At 73.9% G+C, this 14850-nt stretch carries 11 protein-coding genes, 1 tRNA gene and 1 pseudogene; 3 read left to right on the top strand and 10 right to left on the bottom strand.

From position 1 onward, the window contains the following. From BZL64_RS03640 to BZL64_RS03630, 3 genes are all read right to left on the bottom strand, one after another. Positions 1-650: AfsR/SARP family transcriptional regulator (locus BZL64_RS03640; RefSeq protein ID WP_208639351.1), on the bottom strand; the 650-nt coding region annotated here is incomplete at its 3' end. A 508-nt stretch (positions 651-1158) separates the two neighbouring features. After that, entirely contained in the window at positions 1159-3588 is a 2430-nt protein-coding gene (locus BZL64_RS03635) for an ABC transporter permease (RefSeq protein ID WP_086766075.1), read from the bottom strand. Continuing rightward, on the bottom strand, positions 3585-4322 hold the full coding sequence (locus BZL64_RS03630) for an ABC transporter ATP-binding protein (RefSeq protein WP_086766073.1): 738 nt from the start codon (positions 4320-4322) through the stop codon (positions 3585-3587). Before BZL64_RS03630 ends, BZL64_RS03635 begins: the two co-directional genes overlap by 4 nt. 390 nt (positions 4323-4712) lie before the next feature. On the opposite strand from BZL64_RS03630, the gene BZL64_RS03625 reads away from it, so the two are divergent. Next, complete coding sequence (locus tag BZL64_RS03625) at positions 4713-5975, top strand: sensor histidine kinase (protein ID WP_244205162.1); 1263 nt, start codon at positions 4713-4715, stop codon at positions 5973-5975. Positions 5976-6007: 32 nt separating this feature from the next. Beyond that, positions 6008-6727 (top strand): response regulator, encoded by a 720-nt coding sequence (locus tag BZL64_RS03620; RefSeq protein WP_086766077.1) that lies wholly within the window; start codon positions 6008-6010, stop codon positions 6725-6727. A gap of 38 nt (positions 6728-6765) precedes the next feature. Here the strand turns inward: BZL64_RS03620 and BZL64_RS03615 are convergent, their stop codons facing one another. From BZL64_RS03615 to BZL64_RS03605, 3 genes are read right to left on the bottom strand one after another with little or no spacing between them, the layout of a single operon-like run. Further along, entirely contained in the window at positions 6766-7101 is a 336-nt protein-coding gene (locus BZL64_RS03615) for an SCO4225 family membrane protein (RefSeq protein WP_086766069.1), read from the bottom strand. A 41-nt stretch (positions 7102-7142) separates the two neighbouring features. Next, on the bottom strand, positions 7143-7826 hold the full coding sequence (locus tag BZL64_RS03610) for a response regulator (RefSeq protein WP_086766067.1): 684 nt from the start codon (positions 7824-7826) through the stop codon (positions 7143-7145). Then, on the bottom strand, positions 7823-10237 hold the full coding sequence (locus BZL64_RS03605) for a sensor histidine kinase (protein ID WP_086766065.1): 2415 nt from the start codon (positions 10235-10237) through the stop codon (positions 7823-7825). The genes BZL64_RS03610 and BZL64_RS03605 overlap by 4 nt, the downstream gene beginning before the upstream one ends. A 279-nt stretch (positions 10238-10516) precedes the next feature. On the opposite strand from BZL64_RS03605, the gene BZL64_RS03600 reads away from it, so the two are divergent. Then, positions 10517-10972 (top strand): DUF5707 domain-containing protein, encoded by a 456-nt coding sequence (locus tag BZL64_RS03600; protein ID WP_086766063.1) that lies wholly within the window; start codon positions 10517-10519, stop codon positions 10970-10972. A gap of 144 nt (positions 10973-11116) precedes the next feature. Here the strand turns inward: BZL64_RS03600 and BZL64_RS03595 are convergent. The 4 genes and pseudogenes from BZL64_RS03595 to BZL64_RS03580 form a co-directional block, all read right to left on the bottom strand. Then, positions 11117-11190: transfer RNA gene (locus BZL64_RS03595), tRNA-Thr, on the bottom strand. Between the two features lie 117 nt (positions 11191-11307). Further along, complete coding sequence (locus BZL64_RS03590; RefSeq protein ID WP_086766060.1) at positions 11308-12879, bottom strand: alpha/beta hydrolase; 1572 nt, start codon at positions 12877-12879, stop codon at positions 11308-11310. 156 nt (positions 12880-13035) lie between these two features. Beyond that, the gene (locus tag BZL64_RS03585; protein ID WP_086766058.1) at positions 13036-14241 is read right to left on the bottom strand and encodes a DNA polymerase III subunit delta'; all 1206 of its coding nucleotides are present in this window, start codon (positions 14239-14241) and stop codon (positions 13036-13038) included. Positions 14242-14370: 129 nt separating this feature from the next. Next, positions 14371-14850: pseudogene (locus BZL64_RS03580) on the bottom strand (dTMP kinase); the annotation flags it as partial.

Genomic DNA, 14850 nt, shown 5'->3' with positions numbered 1-14850 from the left:
TCGTCGAGGGCGAGTTGGGCGTCGTAGCGCCATTCCAGGAGCAGCAGGCGGGCCTCCCGCAGGCGCTGGGTGAAGGCGTAGCCGCCGAGTTCGGCGGGGAGTCCGCTGAGGGGGGTGCCCCGCCACAGGGCGAGCGCGGAGGCGCTCACGTCGGCCACGCGCTCCCAGTCGTGGGCGGCGTGCGCATCGCGTGCGGTGGCGAGGTGGTGCTCGAACACGTGGACGTCGAGCTCCCCGTGCTCGATGCGGAGTTGGTAGCCGGGCGGCACCGTACGCAGCCGCGCCGGGTCGTCGAGCATGCGGCGCAGCCGGGTGACGTGGTTGTGGAGCGACGCATGCGCGGACGCGGGCGGCGCGCCGCCCCACAGCACCTCCTTGAGCGACTCGACCGGGACGATCCGGCCCGCGTCGAGCAGCAGAGCGGCCAGCAGGGCACGCGCCTTGGGGCTGCGGATGCTGCGCGGGACGGCGTCGTACGGGACCGGAACGGCGTCGTACGGAACCGGGTCACCGTCGTACGGGACCGGAACGGCGTCGTACGGAACCGGACCGGCGTCGTAGGCCACCGGGTCGCTGTCATCCGGAACCGGGACGGTGTCGTACAGGACCGGTGGGCCCAGCAGTCCGAACCGCAGCCCGTACCGCCGCATCACGCCGACCCTCGCCCTTCCGCACGTCCGTCTCCGGTCGCGCCCCACGGCGTACACCCCACCGGTCTGGCGGATTTCCGCCCCCGGCACGTCGGTATTCCGCCATCCTGTCTCTGCCGGTTCCCGCAGGAATCCGCTACCGTTCCGGCTGCTTCCCGCGCTCCCCCGGCGACTTCGAGCCAGACGACCTGCGACGACGCCGACGACGACGGCTGCGATGAGGCGGAGAACCGTTGGCCACATGTTAGCGATTAGTTGGTGCGACCTGATGTGATCACAACATCGGATCTGGCCCGACGGTGCGCGCGTACAACGCGTTGCTCGGGGGAGTGTCGCCGCCGCGGCCGGATCCGGAGGCGCGTGTGGGCCTCGGCCGGCGGAGGTGACCGACCGGGGCCCGCGCCTCGGCTCCTGACCGGCGGCGGTTGAACCCCGCCGAACCCGTCGAACCCCGTCGAACCCCGCCCAGCGAGCGCGTGCGTTTGCGCGGCGGACCTCGCAAGGCGCCTCATTCGGATCGCAGAGCCGTGGCCGTGTCCGTCCTCGCCGCCCAGCTCGCCGGGAGCAGGCCGCCGGCCACCGCGATGGCCAGGCCGCCGAGGGCGAGCGGGATCAGGTGCTGGGGGTCGTAGACGGAGACGGCCGCGGTGGGCAGGTTCATGCCGACGCCGTCGCCCATGAGCGGGATGATCCAGTGGTGCAGGGCGACCCCGGCCGGAACCGCGACGAGGCCCGCGAGCAGGCCGGTTCCGGCGACCGAGGTGACGACCATGGCGACGGTCTGCCGCGGTGTCATCCCGAGGGCCTTGAGGATGCCGAGATCACGGACGCGTTCCCGGGTGTCGAGGACGACCGTGTTGAGAACGCCCAGGCCGGCGACCGCCACCAGCATCAGGGTGAGCATCCCGATCAGCGCGTCCATGGCCACGATCACACTGGACGAGTCCTCGGTGCTCGCCTGCGCGACGGCGCCCACGCCCTCCAGTTCGCCTCGCAGCGAGCCGAGATAACGGGCGAGGTCCGTGCCGGCTTCGGTCTGCACGTCGTAGCGGCCGGGTCGCGCGTCCAGTCCCAGGTCGGCCAGGGTGGAGGTGGAGGTGAGGAGTGCCATGCCCTCGCCCTCGGTGAAGAACGCCTCGCCGACGATCCGCACCGAGGCCTGCCGTCCCCCTTCCGTCAGGCGCAGTGTGTCCCCGACCGCGACGCCGGCGGCGTCGAGGAAGCGCTTAGTGACGACCGCCTCCCCCGGACCGCCGAGCCAGCGGCCCGAGACCGTCCGGGGAGCGCCCCACGCCGAGTCCCCCTGGTACGCCACCACGGCGGTCGCCCCGGTGATGCCCCGCACGCTCACTTCGGCGCCGGCCGTGCCGTAGAACCGGCCCGTCCCCTCCTGCGCCCGCAGCACCGCGGCGACCTTCTCCGGATCGGCCTTCGGCGTCTCCGCCTCCCCGCCCGCGTGCACCACCTGGGCACCGGGCGGACCGGACCCGCCCCCGGTCTGTACGACGACCGAGCCGGCCGAGTTGAGCATGCGGCCCTCCTGGACGACGCCGAGCGAGAGGGCGAGCCCGACCGCGAAGGTGACGCAGACGGCGCCGAAGGCGACGGCCGCCGCCATGGTGCCCGAACGGGCGGGCCGGGCGAAGGGGTCGGCCAGGCCGAGGCCGACCGCGCGGGGCAGGGGCAACCGTCCCGTGAGCCGCCTCGCCGACCGGGCCGACCCTGGTCTCCCGCCCTCCGTGCGGCCGGCCCCGAGCGCCGCGACGGTGCGCAGGCGGCCCGCGCGCAACGCCGGCAGCAGGGCCGCGCCCGCGACCAGGAGCAGGGCCCCGGCGGGCACCACGCCGTCGATCCACAGGGGGATCGTCGTCACCGGCGCGTCGAAGGCCTCACCGACCTCGCCGAGGACCGGGACGGCCAGGGCGTTGCCGAGGGCCAGCCCGAGGAGGCAGCCGACCGCCGCCGGCAGCAGCGCCTGGCCGACGTAGGCGCGGACGACCTGCGCCGGGATGAAGCCGAGGGCCTTCAGGATGCCGATGCGGCGGGTGGCCGCGCCGACCGCACCGCTGATCACGATGGCGACGACGAGTACCGACAGGAGTAGCCCGAGCACGCCGAAGGCGGCCAGGAAGGGGACGAACGCCCTTGCGTTGGCGGTGCGTTCCTGCTCGACGGTGAGGTAGGACCGCGATCCGCTCAGCGCGTCGCGCGGTACGGCCGCAGTGATCGCGGCGCGGCCGGCGGCCACATCGGCGTCCGTCTCCGCCTGGCGGAAGCGGTAGAGCATGTCGTACCCGGCGGCCGTACCCTCCGCCGCCGTCAGCGTCTCGGCCTGAGCCGGGGCCACCCAGGCCTGGGCGGTGCCGGTCACCGAGCGGGCGATGCCGACCACGGTCAGGGTGGGCGCGCCCGGCGCGGTCCGCAGGGCGAGCCGTGCGCCGACGGGTGCGGGCAGCGCGCCGTCGGCCAGCACGATCTCGCCCGGCCCGGTCGCCCACCTGCCCTCGACCGTCCGGACCCGGTCGACCGGGCCGCCGGGATCCGCCCGGCCGACGACGGTGAAGGGCGGCAGATCCACGCCGGCCGGGAGGACAGCGCTGTCCGAGGCGGTCCGCGCCCGCACGGGGACGGTCCGGAACGGGCCCGCCACGGCCGCGACCCCGGCCGCGTCGGCGGTCCGCGCGAGCCGCTCGGCGGTCACCTTCGTACCGTCGAACTGCCCGGTGAGATGGGCCCCCTGCTGTGCGGCGAAGGCCCGGTCGAAGGGGGCGCGCGCCGCGACCAGCAGGCCGACGGCGAGGACGGACGCGGTCACCGCCATGAGGGTGGTCAGCACCATCACGGCGGTCTGGACGCGCCGGCGGGCCACTCCGGCGCGGACGACCCGGCCGAGGGGGCTCCTGAGTCTGGTGGGGGGCCTGAGTCCTGTGGGGCTCATGAGGTCATCGCCTGGCGGTGATCCGGCACGTTCCCGCTGTCCCGGGCGACCCGCCCGTCGACCAGTTCCACCGTCCTCGTCGCACAGGACCGGGCCAGCGCGAGGTCATGGGTGACCAGGACGATCGTCTGGCCGTCCGCGTTCAGCCCGGTGAGCAGCTCACGGACCTGCTCGCCGGAGGCGGTGTCCAGCGCGCCGGTCGGCTCGTCGGCCAGCAGCAGCACGGGCCGGTTCATCAGTGCGCGGGCGACGGCGACCCGCTGGCGCTCACCGCCGGACAACAGGCCGGGGTAGGCGGCGGCGTGCCGTTCGATGCCGAGGTGCCGCAGCAGTTCCGCCGCCCGTCCCCGCGCCTCGGCCCGCGGCATCCCGGCCAGTTGGGCGGGGAGCAGCACGTTGTCGTGCACGGTCAAGTCGTCCAGCAGGTGGAAGAACTGGAAGACCATGCCGATCCGGTCCCGCCGGTAGCGCGCCGAGCCGGTCTCGTTCAGTTCGTCCACCCGCACCCCGCCGACCGTGACGCTGCCCGCGCTGGGCCGGTCCAGACCTGCGACGAGATTGAGCAGCGTCGACTTGCCGCTGCCGGACGGCCCTACGACGGCGAGCGCCTCGCCCGCCCGCACGCTCAGCGTGACGTCGTCGAGGGCGGGCGGCCCCGCGCCGTACCTCCTGCTCACCCCTCGCAGGTCGATGACGGGTGCGGTCGGTGCGACGGCGGGTGCGGTCGGGGTCACGACGTCTCCTGAGGGCTGTGGTCGACGGATCGCCCCGACGCTAGGGAGGGGACCGGGCCGGGGTCGTCGCCCGCGACGGCGAGACCCGCTGCCGCGGTGGGCGGACCTCGCGCGCGGGTCATCCCCGCGATGTACGCGGACGATGTAGCCGCCCTCGGCACCGGGAGGGATGTGGCGTACCGGGGCGCTTGCGAGACTGAGCGCATGGGGGGGGCTGCGGGGGCGACACGGACGGGGACGGCGGACCGGTGGCGGTCCGCCCTGACGCTGCTACGGAGGTCGGCGGCCTCGGCGCTACGGGGGTCCGGTGCGTCGACCTGGCGTGGGTCCGGTGCGTCGGCGTCGCCGCTTGCCGTGGGGCCAGGGCCGTTGCCGCGGCCGTCCCGGTGGATGTGGACGGCCGACGTGATCCTCGCCTTCGTGCTGGCGGTCTGCACGGTGGGCACCGCCGTACGACAGGGCGACGCGAGCATGGTCGTACCGCCGGGAAAAACGCCCCTCGTGGAGGGTCCGGTACCGGTCCCGGTGCCCCCGCCGCCACCGGCGGGCTGGGTTCCCGACCTCGGTCCGGTAGGCCACCTCGAACCCTGGCAGATCGTCCTGGCCGCGCTGACCGCCCTGCCCCTCGCCGCCCGCCGCCGGTACCCGCTGACCGCCTTCGGAGCCGTCATCGTCACGACGCTGCTGTTCAACCAGCGTCTGGGCGCGGGCGACACGACCGTCTACACCTTCCTGTCCTGTGTGGTCGCCGCGTACAGCGCCGCCGTCTACAGCCCGCACCGGCTGCGCGCGCTCGTCGGTGTACTCACGGGCGCCGGTCTGATCGCGGCGTTCGCCGAGGAGAACTTCCCGTACGTCACTCCCGGCGTGGTCCCCTTCCTGCTGCTGGTCGGCGTGGGACTGGGGGCCAACGCGACCCACGTCTGGAAGCAGCGGGTGCACGCCCTGGAGGTACGGCAGGAGGCCGCGACCCGGCTCGCACTGGACCGGGAGCGGGCCCGCATCGCAAGGGAGTTGCACGACATCGTCACCCACAATGTGAGCGTGATGGTGATCCAGGCGGGCGCGGCCCGCAAGGTGATGGACGCCGCGCCCGACCGCGCCCGTGAGGCGCTGCTGGCCGTCGAGGCGGGCGGGCGCACGGCGATGGCCGAACTGCGGCAGGTCATGGGCCTGTTGACGCCGGCCGGGGAGGAGCCGGAGACCGGCGCGGGCACGGGCGCGGGCGCGGGCGCGGAGGACGATGCCGAGCTGGCCCCGCAGCCCGGTCTGGCCCAGGTCCCGGCGCTGGTCGGCCGGGTCCGCGCCACCGGCGTGCCCGTCGAACTGACCGTCACCGGCACCCCGGTGCCGCTGCCCGCGGGCGTCGGCCTCGCCGCGTACCGAGTGGTGCAGGAGGCGTTGACGAACACGGTGAAACATGCGGCGGGTGCCACGGTCCGGGTGGTCCTGGAGCACACTCCCGACGCCCTGCACGTGGTGGTGACCGACACCGGCGGGGCGGCGTCCCCGTCGGCCCGGACCGGCACCGGCCGCGGTCTGACCGGCCTGCGCGAACGCGTGACCCTGCACGGTGGCACCCTCAGCGCGGGCGACCGCCCCACCGGCGGCTACCGCGTGGACGCGGTCCTCCCGACCGGGGAACCTTCATGACCGAGCCGCCGACCGGTCCGATGACCGAGCCGATGACCGAGCCGTCGGCCGGACCACCGACCGAACCGCCGCTCCGCGTCGTGATCGCCGACGATCAGGCGCTGGTCCGCACCGGCTTCGGCATGATCCTGGCGGCCGACGGGATCGACGTCGTCGCCGAGGCCGCCGACGGGGACCAAGCCGTCGAGGCGGTCCACCGCACCCGCCCCGACCTGGTGCTGATGGACATCCGCATGCCCGGCACGGACGGCCTGGAGGCCACCCGGCGCATTCTGTCCGGTGCGGTGCCCGACCCGCCGCCCCGCGTCGTCATGCTGACCACGTTCGACCTGGACCGCTACGTCTACGCCGCCCTCACCGCGGGCGCCAGTGGCTTCCTCCTCAAGGACGTCACCCCGGAACACCTGGTCGCGGCCGTTCGTCTGACCCGTGCCGGCGACGCGCTGCTCTCTCCCGCGATCACCCGCCGCCTGGTCGAACGCTTCGTCGCCCACGGCTCCGGTACGGCCGCCCTGCACCGCGACCTCTCGGTCCTCACCCCACGGGAGCGGGAGGTCCTCCAGGCCCTCGGCGGCGGTCTCAGCAACGCGGAACTCGCCGCCCTCTTCCGCCTCAGCGAGGCGACCGTGAAGACGCACGTGGCCCGCATCCTCGCCAAACTCCGCCTCCGGGACCGTGCGCAGGCGGTCGTCGTCGCCTACGAGACCGGCCTGGTCGTGCCCCGCTCGGGGGAGGGGGATGCGGGTCTCTGAAGAGACGGTGGCCACGCGTTCTCTCTCGGCATCCCCGGTCAGGAAGCCGTCGTCCCGCGCCCGCCGCCGCGGCGCAGCGCGCGGGAGCACCAGCCGATGACCGTCGCGTTGATCAGCGCGCCGAGCACGACGGCGAGAAGCAGCATCCCGCCGCCCTCGGGCAGCGCGAGGAACAGCAGGCTCCCCGGTGCGGTGGCGAGCAGCGGGATCACGCCCGCCATGGACTCGCCCGAGTCGTCGGCCGCGGTCACCACGATCGCCCACACGAGCAGGCCGGCACAGACGGCGAGGTAGCCGAGAGCGATGACGTCACCGAGCACGTGGCGCAGTCGGCGGGGAAGGGATCGGCCTGAACCGGTACCGGTACGGGGCACGGCTGGACTCCTTGTCGAGTAGGCGGGCAGGCAGTGGCCGGTCAGATGTGGGTGCCGGGCAGGTTCGGGCGGGCGAGACCGAGATCGTAGGCGAGGATCGTCGCCTGCACCCGGTCACGCAGTCCGAGTTTGCGGAGCAGCGCGTCGACGTCGGACCTCACGGTGCCGGCGGTGATGCCGAGCTGCCCGGCGATCTCCGCGTCGTCGAGTCCGGAGGCGACCAGGGTGAGGACGTACCGTTCGCGGCCGGTCAGGCCGGCCGGCTCGCGGGAGCCGCTTCCCGGCCTGAACCCGGGGCGCGTTCCGGACGCGTAGTGGCCGATGAGACGGCGGGTCGCCGCCGGGGTCAGCACGCTCTCCCCGGCGGCCACCACCCGTATCGCGCGGAGGAGTTCGGCGGCCGGCACGTCCTTGAGCAGGAAGCCGGAGGCGCCGGCGCGCAGGGCCTCGAAGACGTAGGCGTCGAGGTCGAAGGCGGTGAGTACCAGTACCCGGGGCGCGTTCTCCCGGCCGGTGATGATCCGGGTGGCGGCGATGCCGTCCAGTTCCGGCAGCCGTACGTCCATGACGACCACGTCGGGTGCCAGCTCCCCGGCGAGCCGCACCGCCTCGGCGCCCGCACCGGCCTCGCCGACCACCGCCATGTCCTCCTCGGCGTCGATGACGGCGGCGAACCCGGCCCGTACGACGCCCTGGTCGTCGACGACCAGCACCCTGAGACTCATCGCGCTCCCTCCTCGTGGCCGCGCCGGCCGGCCTGGTCGGGAACCCGCGCCCCCGCGAGCGGCAACCGGAGGCGTACCGCGCCCGGTTCCTCCGTGGTCAGGTCGCCGCCCAGCGCCGCGACCCGCGCCGCCAGCCGCTGCCGTACGGCGGGACGGCCGGCGCGGGGTACACCGGTGGCCGTCAGGGTCAACGTGTCGCCGTCGACGTCGAGTTCGAGCACCGCGGGCTCCTCCCCGCCGACCGCGAGTACCGTCTCGGCGGCGTGGTAGGCGGCCAGGTCCACGGCGGTGGGCAGCCGTTCCGGCACCCGGTCGGTGAGCCGAATCTCGACCTCTCGGCCGGTGGCCCGGCACTGCCGGGCGAGCAGGTCGAGCGCCTGGAGGGTGGGCTGCGGCCGCAGTTCGGGTCCGTTCGGCCCCGGCTCCCCCGCCCGGACCGTGTCGAGCAGCGCACGCATCGCGGTGAGCGCCTCGCGGGCACGATCGGCGGCCGTGTCGAGGCGGCCCGCCTCCGCCTCCGCGACCATGTCGGCGGCGCGCGCCAGCACCGTGGTCTCCAGACCGGCGGCGATCCGGCGCCGCTCGGCCCAGGCATCCCGTACGGCCTCCTCGGTCCAGGCGGCGATACGTTCCTCCCGCGCTCCGCGGGCGGCCAGGTCCCGCCGCCCGCGCACGGCTCCCGCCCACCGGGCCGCGCCCATCACCAGCGCCACCCCGGCCGTCGCGCCCACGGGGACCGTCCAGTCGGGGAGTTCCGTGCCACGGTCCAGGACGGCGACGCTCATCGCGACGGCGTGTACGGCGACGGCCGCCGACGCGATGGCCCAGGGCCGCCGCGGGCGCCGGCCACGAGCCGGCACGGCCGCGTCCGAGTCCGCGTCTCCACCTGTGTCTGTGTCTGTATCCGCGTCTGCACCTGCACCTGCACCCGCGTCTGCGTCCGCGTCCGCGGCGAGCGCCACGCACGTGGCGAGCATGCCCAACGCGGGCGGCAGCAGGACCGGCCCTGTGTACTCCCCCAGTGCCATCGCCACTGGCCACAACGGGGCCAGACCGAGCAGCACGTACTGTGCGGCGCGCGGCGCCCGCCGCAGCCACAGCAGCGCGACGGCCTGGGCCGCCGCCAGCAGCGCGAACAGCACGCCTGCCGACACCTGCGACCCGCTCGACGTGGTCTCCGACCGGACGACCAGCACCGGCAGCAGCGGTTGCACGCACAGCCCGACCGCGGCCGTCACCTGGGCGAGACGGTAGCTCCGCGGCACCGACGCCTCCACCGGCGCGGCGGAACGGCCGGGCAGCATCGCCCGCACCTCCCAGCCCCCCTCGGCCGTCGGACCGCTGGTCAGCGTGCCGCCGGCCTCCCGTGCCCGGGACCGCAGGAAGCCCTGGCCGCGCCCCGAGCCGAGACCCGCGCCATGCGCCGCGGCACCGGCCGGCGGTGCCGCGCTCGTCACCACGACCTCGGTGCGGGTGTCGCCGTACCGGCAACGGACCGTCGTCGCGGCACCGGGAGCGTGCCGGGCGACGTTGGTGAGCGCCTCGCGCACGATGCCGTACGCCGCGTCCGCCACGACACCGTCCGGCAGCGGGTCGCTCTCGTACTCCACCCGCTGGTCCAGTCGGCGAAACCCCGCGACCAGCGCCCGCAACCGCTCCTCCGGGGACGCCGGTTCCTCGCGCGAGGGAGCCGGCGCCCGCACCGCACCCAGCGCGCGCGTCACCTCCCGCCCGGTCTCGGCAGCGAACTCCAGGGCCTTTTCCGCGAGTTCGGGGCGACGGTCGCGCAGCCCTAGCGCCGCTCCCGCCGTGACCACCACGGCCGTCAGATGATGTGCGCTGACGTCGTGCAACTCCCTTTCCATACGACGCCGTTCGACCGCCGGCAGCCGGTGGCGCTCGGCCTCGGCGCGCCGCAGCATGCGTTCGGCCGTCCCTCGCGCGCGACGCGTGCGCCGCGCCAGCAGACCGGTGCCGCACGCGGTGGCGTACAGCAGGGCGGTCAGGACGAGGTCGAGCCCGTCGCGGTCGCTGAGCCCGTGCAGGCTGAGGTTCTGGAGAAGCTGCCAGGCGGCGAGCGCGACGACGCACAGCACGGCGGTGAAGGTGTCGCGTTCGGTCGCCACCGTGAACAGGGCCAGCGCGACCCCCGCGGTCCCGAGGACAGCCATCGCGCCGACGGGCAACGGCCCGGCGCCCAGCGCACAGGCGGCGGCGACCAGCATGAGAGCCACCACGGGCCGGGCCCGGCGGAGCGCGAGAGCCGCCGTCACCGGCCCCGCGACCAGCACGGCCACCAGGAGCGCGGACGCGGGCGGTACGTCCCCGCGCACCAGCTCCACCCCGGGCCACACCGCGGCCTGGACGCAGATCAGCAGGACCGGGAGCAGCCGGTCGTCGGTTCGATTCATGACTGACCCACGCTATGCGCGCAGGCGAACGGCTCCCTCCGGCTGGAGGCGGATTTCCCTCTCCTCCCTGCGATACAGAGGGAGATGGGCGGCACGGAGCCGCTCTCTACCTCCGGTTCGAGACGGCGTTCATCCCGCAGCCCGAGGACCACCGGACCGGGCGAGCCTAGGCTCGATCACATCGAGGAAGGGACCGGCGGCCGGCTCGTCCAAGCACCTGAGCGTGTCTCTGCTCCCTTCCCTTCGTCGCCTTCCACCACCACTTCAGGGGGATCTTCCATGTCCAAGCGCGTTCTCGTGTCATCGATCGTCGGCGTCGTGGCCCTCGGCGGAGTCGCCGCCGCCGGCCTCGCCATCGCCTCGACCGAGACGGCCAAGAAGCTGACCGTCGAAAACACCTCGGCCCGCTACGTCCCGCCGTCCGCCGACCTGACCGGCTCCCTCACCTTCACCGCGGACGTCCACGACGACTCAGGCATCCGCGGCCTGAAGGTCCTGGCCTGGCCGGCGAGTTCGGGACTCGACCCGACCGCGACGGAAATGAGGTCCACGGAGAACGCGACCTGCAAAAGCACCTCTGACACGGCGTCCCGCTGCACCTACACGCTCAAGGTCACCAAGGCGGAGGCGGCCGAGCTGGCCGAAGGCACCTGGCACATCTCGACCCTCGCGACCGCCAAGGACGGCGACACGGAGTTCACGCCCCGCACATCCGAGTTCACGGTCACCCGCTGACCGCCGACGCTGACCGCGGGCCACGGCCCCTGAGGACCTCCACGGTCCGTACGGCCCGGAAGTCCACGTCGCCAAGTTCTGACCAGCGCCCGAAAAAAAGCAAAAGCCCCAGGTCACGGCGAGTGAGTCCTGAGGCTTTCACAGAGCCGCCTTCGGGATTCGAACCCGAGACCTACGCATTACGAGTGCGTTGCTCTGGCCAGCTGAGCTAAGGCGGCGCGCTGTGCGCACCATGGTGCGGTCAGCAACGACGGTAAGTCTACACAGTTTCCGGGGGTGCTCCGAACCGCCCCAGGAGCCCTCCGCTCCAGGGGCGGCGCAGCCCGGCAGCAGGCCTATGAGCAGCGCTTTCCGTCCGTCACAGGCGTGCCTCGGACGAGGTAGGCGTTGATCGTGGAGTCGATGCAGGAGCTGCCGCGGCCGTAGGCGGTGTGGCCGTCGCCGCGGTAGGTGAGGAGGCGGGCGGAGGAGAGCTGGCGGGCCAGGGACTGGGCCCAGCGGTAGGGGGTCGCGGGGTCACGGGTGGTGCCGACGACGACGATGGGGGCGGCGCCCTTCGCCTCGATGCGGTGCGGTTCGCCGGTGGGCGCGACCGGCCAGTATGCGCAGTTCAGCGAGGCCCAGGCGAGGCCCTCTCCGAAGACGGGGGACGCCTTCTCGAAGTCGGGCAGCGCCTTGAGGACCTCGTCGGGGCCGTTGAAGGCGGCCGGCAGGTCGAGACAGTTCACGGCCGAGTTGGCGAACATCAGGTTGGCGTAGCCGCCCTCGGCGTCCCGCTCGTAGTAGCTGTCGGAGAGGACGAGCAGTCCGGCGCCGTCGTTCTCCCGGATCGCCGAGGTCAGCGCCTCGCGCAGCTGTTCCCAGGCGCTCTCGTCGTACATGGCCGCGATCACGCCGGTGGTGGCGAGGGACTCGGTGAGCCTGCGGCCGTCCGCGTCGCCGGTGGGCAGGGGGCGGGCGTCGAGCCGGTCGAAGAACGCCTTGAGGTTCTTGCCGACCTGCGCCGTCTTCGTGCCGAGCGGGCAGTCCGGCTGCCGCACGCAGTCCTTCGCGAACGACCGGAACGCCGTCTCGAATCCCGCCGTCTGGTCCAGGTTCATCCGGCGGGAGGGCAGCGACGGGTCCATCGCTCCGTCCAGCACGAGCCGCCCGACCTGCTTCGGGAACAGCCCCGCGTAGGTCGCCCCGAGGAACGTCCCGTACGACGCCCCCACGTACGTCAGCTTTCGGTCCCCGAGGGCCGCGCGCAGGATGTCCATGTCACGGGCCGCCTCGACAGTGGAGACGTGCCGCAACAGTTTCGGCGACTGTGCCCCGCAGCCCTCGGCGAACTCTTTGTAGGCGTCGACCAGTTCGTCGGTCTCGCGCTGGTCGTCGGGGGTGACGTCGGTCTGCGTGTAGGCGTCCATCTCGCGCCCGTCGAGGCACTCCACGGGCTCGCTGCGGGCCACTCCGCGGGGATCGACGGCGACCATGTCGTAGCGGGCACGGACCTGGGCGGGGTAGCCGATGCCGGCGTACTGCTGGAGGTAGCCGATCGCCGAGCCGCCCGGCCCGCCCGGGTTCACCAGCAGCGAGCCGATCCGCTTGCCCGGACCGGTCGCCTTCTTGCGGGCGACGGCGAGCCGGACGTCACCGGCGCCGGGGTGGGCGTAGTCCAGGGGCGCCCTCATCGTGGCGCACTGGAATCCGGGGACGCCGCAGTCGCGCCAGCTCAGCTTCTGCCCGTAGTACGGCACGAGCGCGGACGGCGTGGCCTGCGGCAGCGCGGCCAGTACCGCTCTGCCCGCCGCGGGGCTGGCGGTACTGGTCGAGCTTCCGGAGGAGCAGGCCGAGACGAGCAGGGCGGCGAAGGAGACAAGCGTGACGCCGGTACGGAACCTGTGGGGGGAGCGCCTGGTGTGCATCCAGCGAGCGTAACTCTGTGCAACGGAATGAATGCGGCACGTACGCCAACTGCCACGGACGAGTGACCCGGTCAATCCGCTCGGTCCCCGCAGCCGCCCACCGGGCGGACGCACCGCCCATGCTCCGTACCTGGCAGCCGCCCACCGGGCGGACCCTCAGCCCGCTCTGAGCGCCATCGTCATCGCCTCCACCGCCAGCAGCGGAGTCACATTCCGGTCGAGGGCCTCGCCGCACGCGGCGATCGCCTCGATCCGGCGCAGGGTGGACTCGGGGGTGCCGGCGCGGGCCAGCCGCTCCAGGGCGTCCTCGGCGTCCAGGTTGGCGAGGGCGATGCGGGAGCCGAGCTGGAGGGCCAGGACGTCGCGGTAGAAGGCGGTGAGGTCGGTGAGCGCGACATCGAGGCTGTCCCTCTGCGTCCTCGTGCGCCGCCGCTTCTGCATGTCCTCCAGGTCCTTCATCACGCCCGCCGTGCCGCGTGGCATGCGGCCGCCTTGCACCGCGCCCATCGCCGCCTTCAGCTCGTCGGTCTCCTTGGTGTCCCGCCCCTCGGCGAGCTGCTTGGCGTCCTCGGCGGCGGCGTCGACGAGTTCCTGCGCCGCCTTGAGACAGCCGCCGACGTCCTCGACGCGCAGCGGCAGCTTCAGCACGGCGGCGCGGCGCTCGCGGGCCGCCGGGTCGGTGGCCAGCCGGCGGGCCCGGTCGACGTGTCCCTGGGTGGCGCGGGCGGCGGACGCGGCGACGGCCGGCTCGACGCCCTCCCGGCGGACGAGCATGTCGGCGACCGCGTCCACCGAGGGCGTACGCAGGTTCAGGTGCCGGCAGCGGGAGCGGATCGTCGGCAGGACGTCCTCGATGGAGGGCGCGCACAGCATCCAGACCGTGCGCGGGGCAGGCTCCTCGACGGCCTTGAGGACGGCGTTGGCCGACTTCTCGTTCAGCCGCTCGGCGTCCTCGACGAGGATCACCTGCCAGCGTCCCGTCGCGGGGGAGGTGTACGACTTGCGGACCGTGTCCCGCATGTCCTTGACCAGGATCTCCGCGCCCACGGCGGCCACCGTCGAGACATCGGCGTGCGTGCCGACGAGTGCCGTGTGGCAGCCGTCGCAGAAGCCGCAGCCGGGGATCCCGCCGAGCGCCCGGTCCGGGCTCACGCACTGGAGCGCGGCGGCGAAGGCCCTGGCCGTCTGGATCCGGCCCGCGCCGGGCGGACCGGTGAACAGCCAGGCGTGCGTCATGCTCGACGCCTCGGGCGGCGCGGTCCCGGCCGTGGTCGCGGTGACGAGCGCGTCGGCGTCCCGGGCAGCGGCGGCGAGCTGATCGCTCACCTTCTCCTGTCCGACGAGGTCGTCCCACACGGTCATGGGTCACGCCGCCTTTCCGTCACGTTCACGTCCGCACCGCCGGTCGGTCCATGGTGGCGGATCAGCCTGCGCCTTGCCGATTCCATTGTGCGGGCAGCCACTGACAATCCGGCCCGGCGGTCACGGGCGTCAGCGCCGCCGGCCCCGCCCCCGGCCCTCGCCGCGGTTGTCGTCGCGGTCGTCGTCGTCACGGTGCGGGCCCAGAAGCTCGTCCGCCAGTGACGGCAGGTCGTCCAGCGGGGTCTCCTCGGCCCAGTCGGAGCGTGGCCGCCGACGGGGCGCGCCCGACTCGTCGACCTGCGGCAGCTCCCGCGTACGGTCCTCGGTCCCGTCCGGCCCCGCCGCGCGCTCGTCACGGAAGTACCCCGGCGGCACCCGGTCGCCCGGGTGCTCCCCGGACACGGCCGGCAGTACGGCCGTCTCGTCCTCGGCGTTCGCCCCGCGCACGGGCGGCAGCACGGCGGTCTCGTCCGCGGCCCCGGCGGGCGCCGGCGGCTGCGGCAGCTCAGCCGTCACCTCGTTGTCCGGTCCGCGCGTCGCGTCGTCCGATCCGCGCCTCGCGGACGCGGCGGATGCGGGTGCGCATCCGCCGCGTCCGCGAGGCGCGGA

The sequence above is a fragment of the Streptomyces bobili genome (assembly GCF_002154575.1).
Taxonomy (GTDB): domain Bacteria; phylum Actinomycetota; class Actinomycetes; order Streptomycetales; family Streptomycetaceae; genus Streptomyces; species Streptomyces bobili.
The sequence above is the reverse complement of the archived record's forward strand: the minus strand, read 5'-3'. Positions and strand labels throughout refer to the sequence as shown.

Coding starts and splice junctions, on each gene's coding strand:
- BZL64_RS03590 (WP_086766060.1), bottom strand. CDS start 12,879: ATGCACACCAGGCGCTCCCCCCACAGGTTCCGTACCGGCGTCACGCTT.
- BZL64_RS03620 (WP_086766077.1), top strand. CDS start 6,008: ATGACCGAGCCGTCGGCCGGACCACCGACCGAACCGCCGCTCCGCGTC.
- BZL64_RS03585 (WP_086766058.1), bottom strand. CDS start 14,241: ATGACCGTGTGGGACGACCTCGTCGGACAGGAGAAGGTGAGCGATCAG.
- BZL64_RS03610 (WP_086766067.1), bottom strand. CDS start 7,826: ATGAGTCTCAGGGTGCTGGTCGTCGACGACCAGGGCGTCGTACGGGCC.
- BZL64_RS03600 (WP_086766063.1), top strand. CDS start 10,517: ATGTCCAAGCGCGTTCTCGTGTCATCGATCGTCGGCGTCGTGGCCCTC.
- BZL64_RS03625 (WP_244205162.1), top strand. CDS start 4,713: ATGTGGACGGCCGACGTGATCCTCGCCTTCGTGCTGGCGGTCTGCACG.
- BZL64_RS03605 (WP_086766065.1), bottom strand. CDS start 10,237: ATGAATCGAACCGACGACCGGCTGCTCCCGGTCCTGCTGATCTGCGTC.
- BZL64_RS03635 (WP_086766075.1), bottom strand. CDS start 3,588: ATGAGCCCCACAGGACTCAGGCCCCCCACCAGACTCAGGAGCCCCCTC.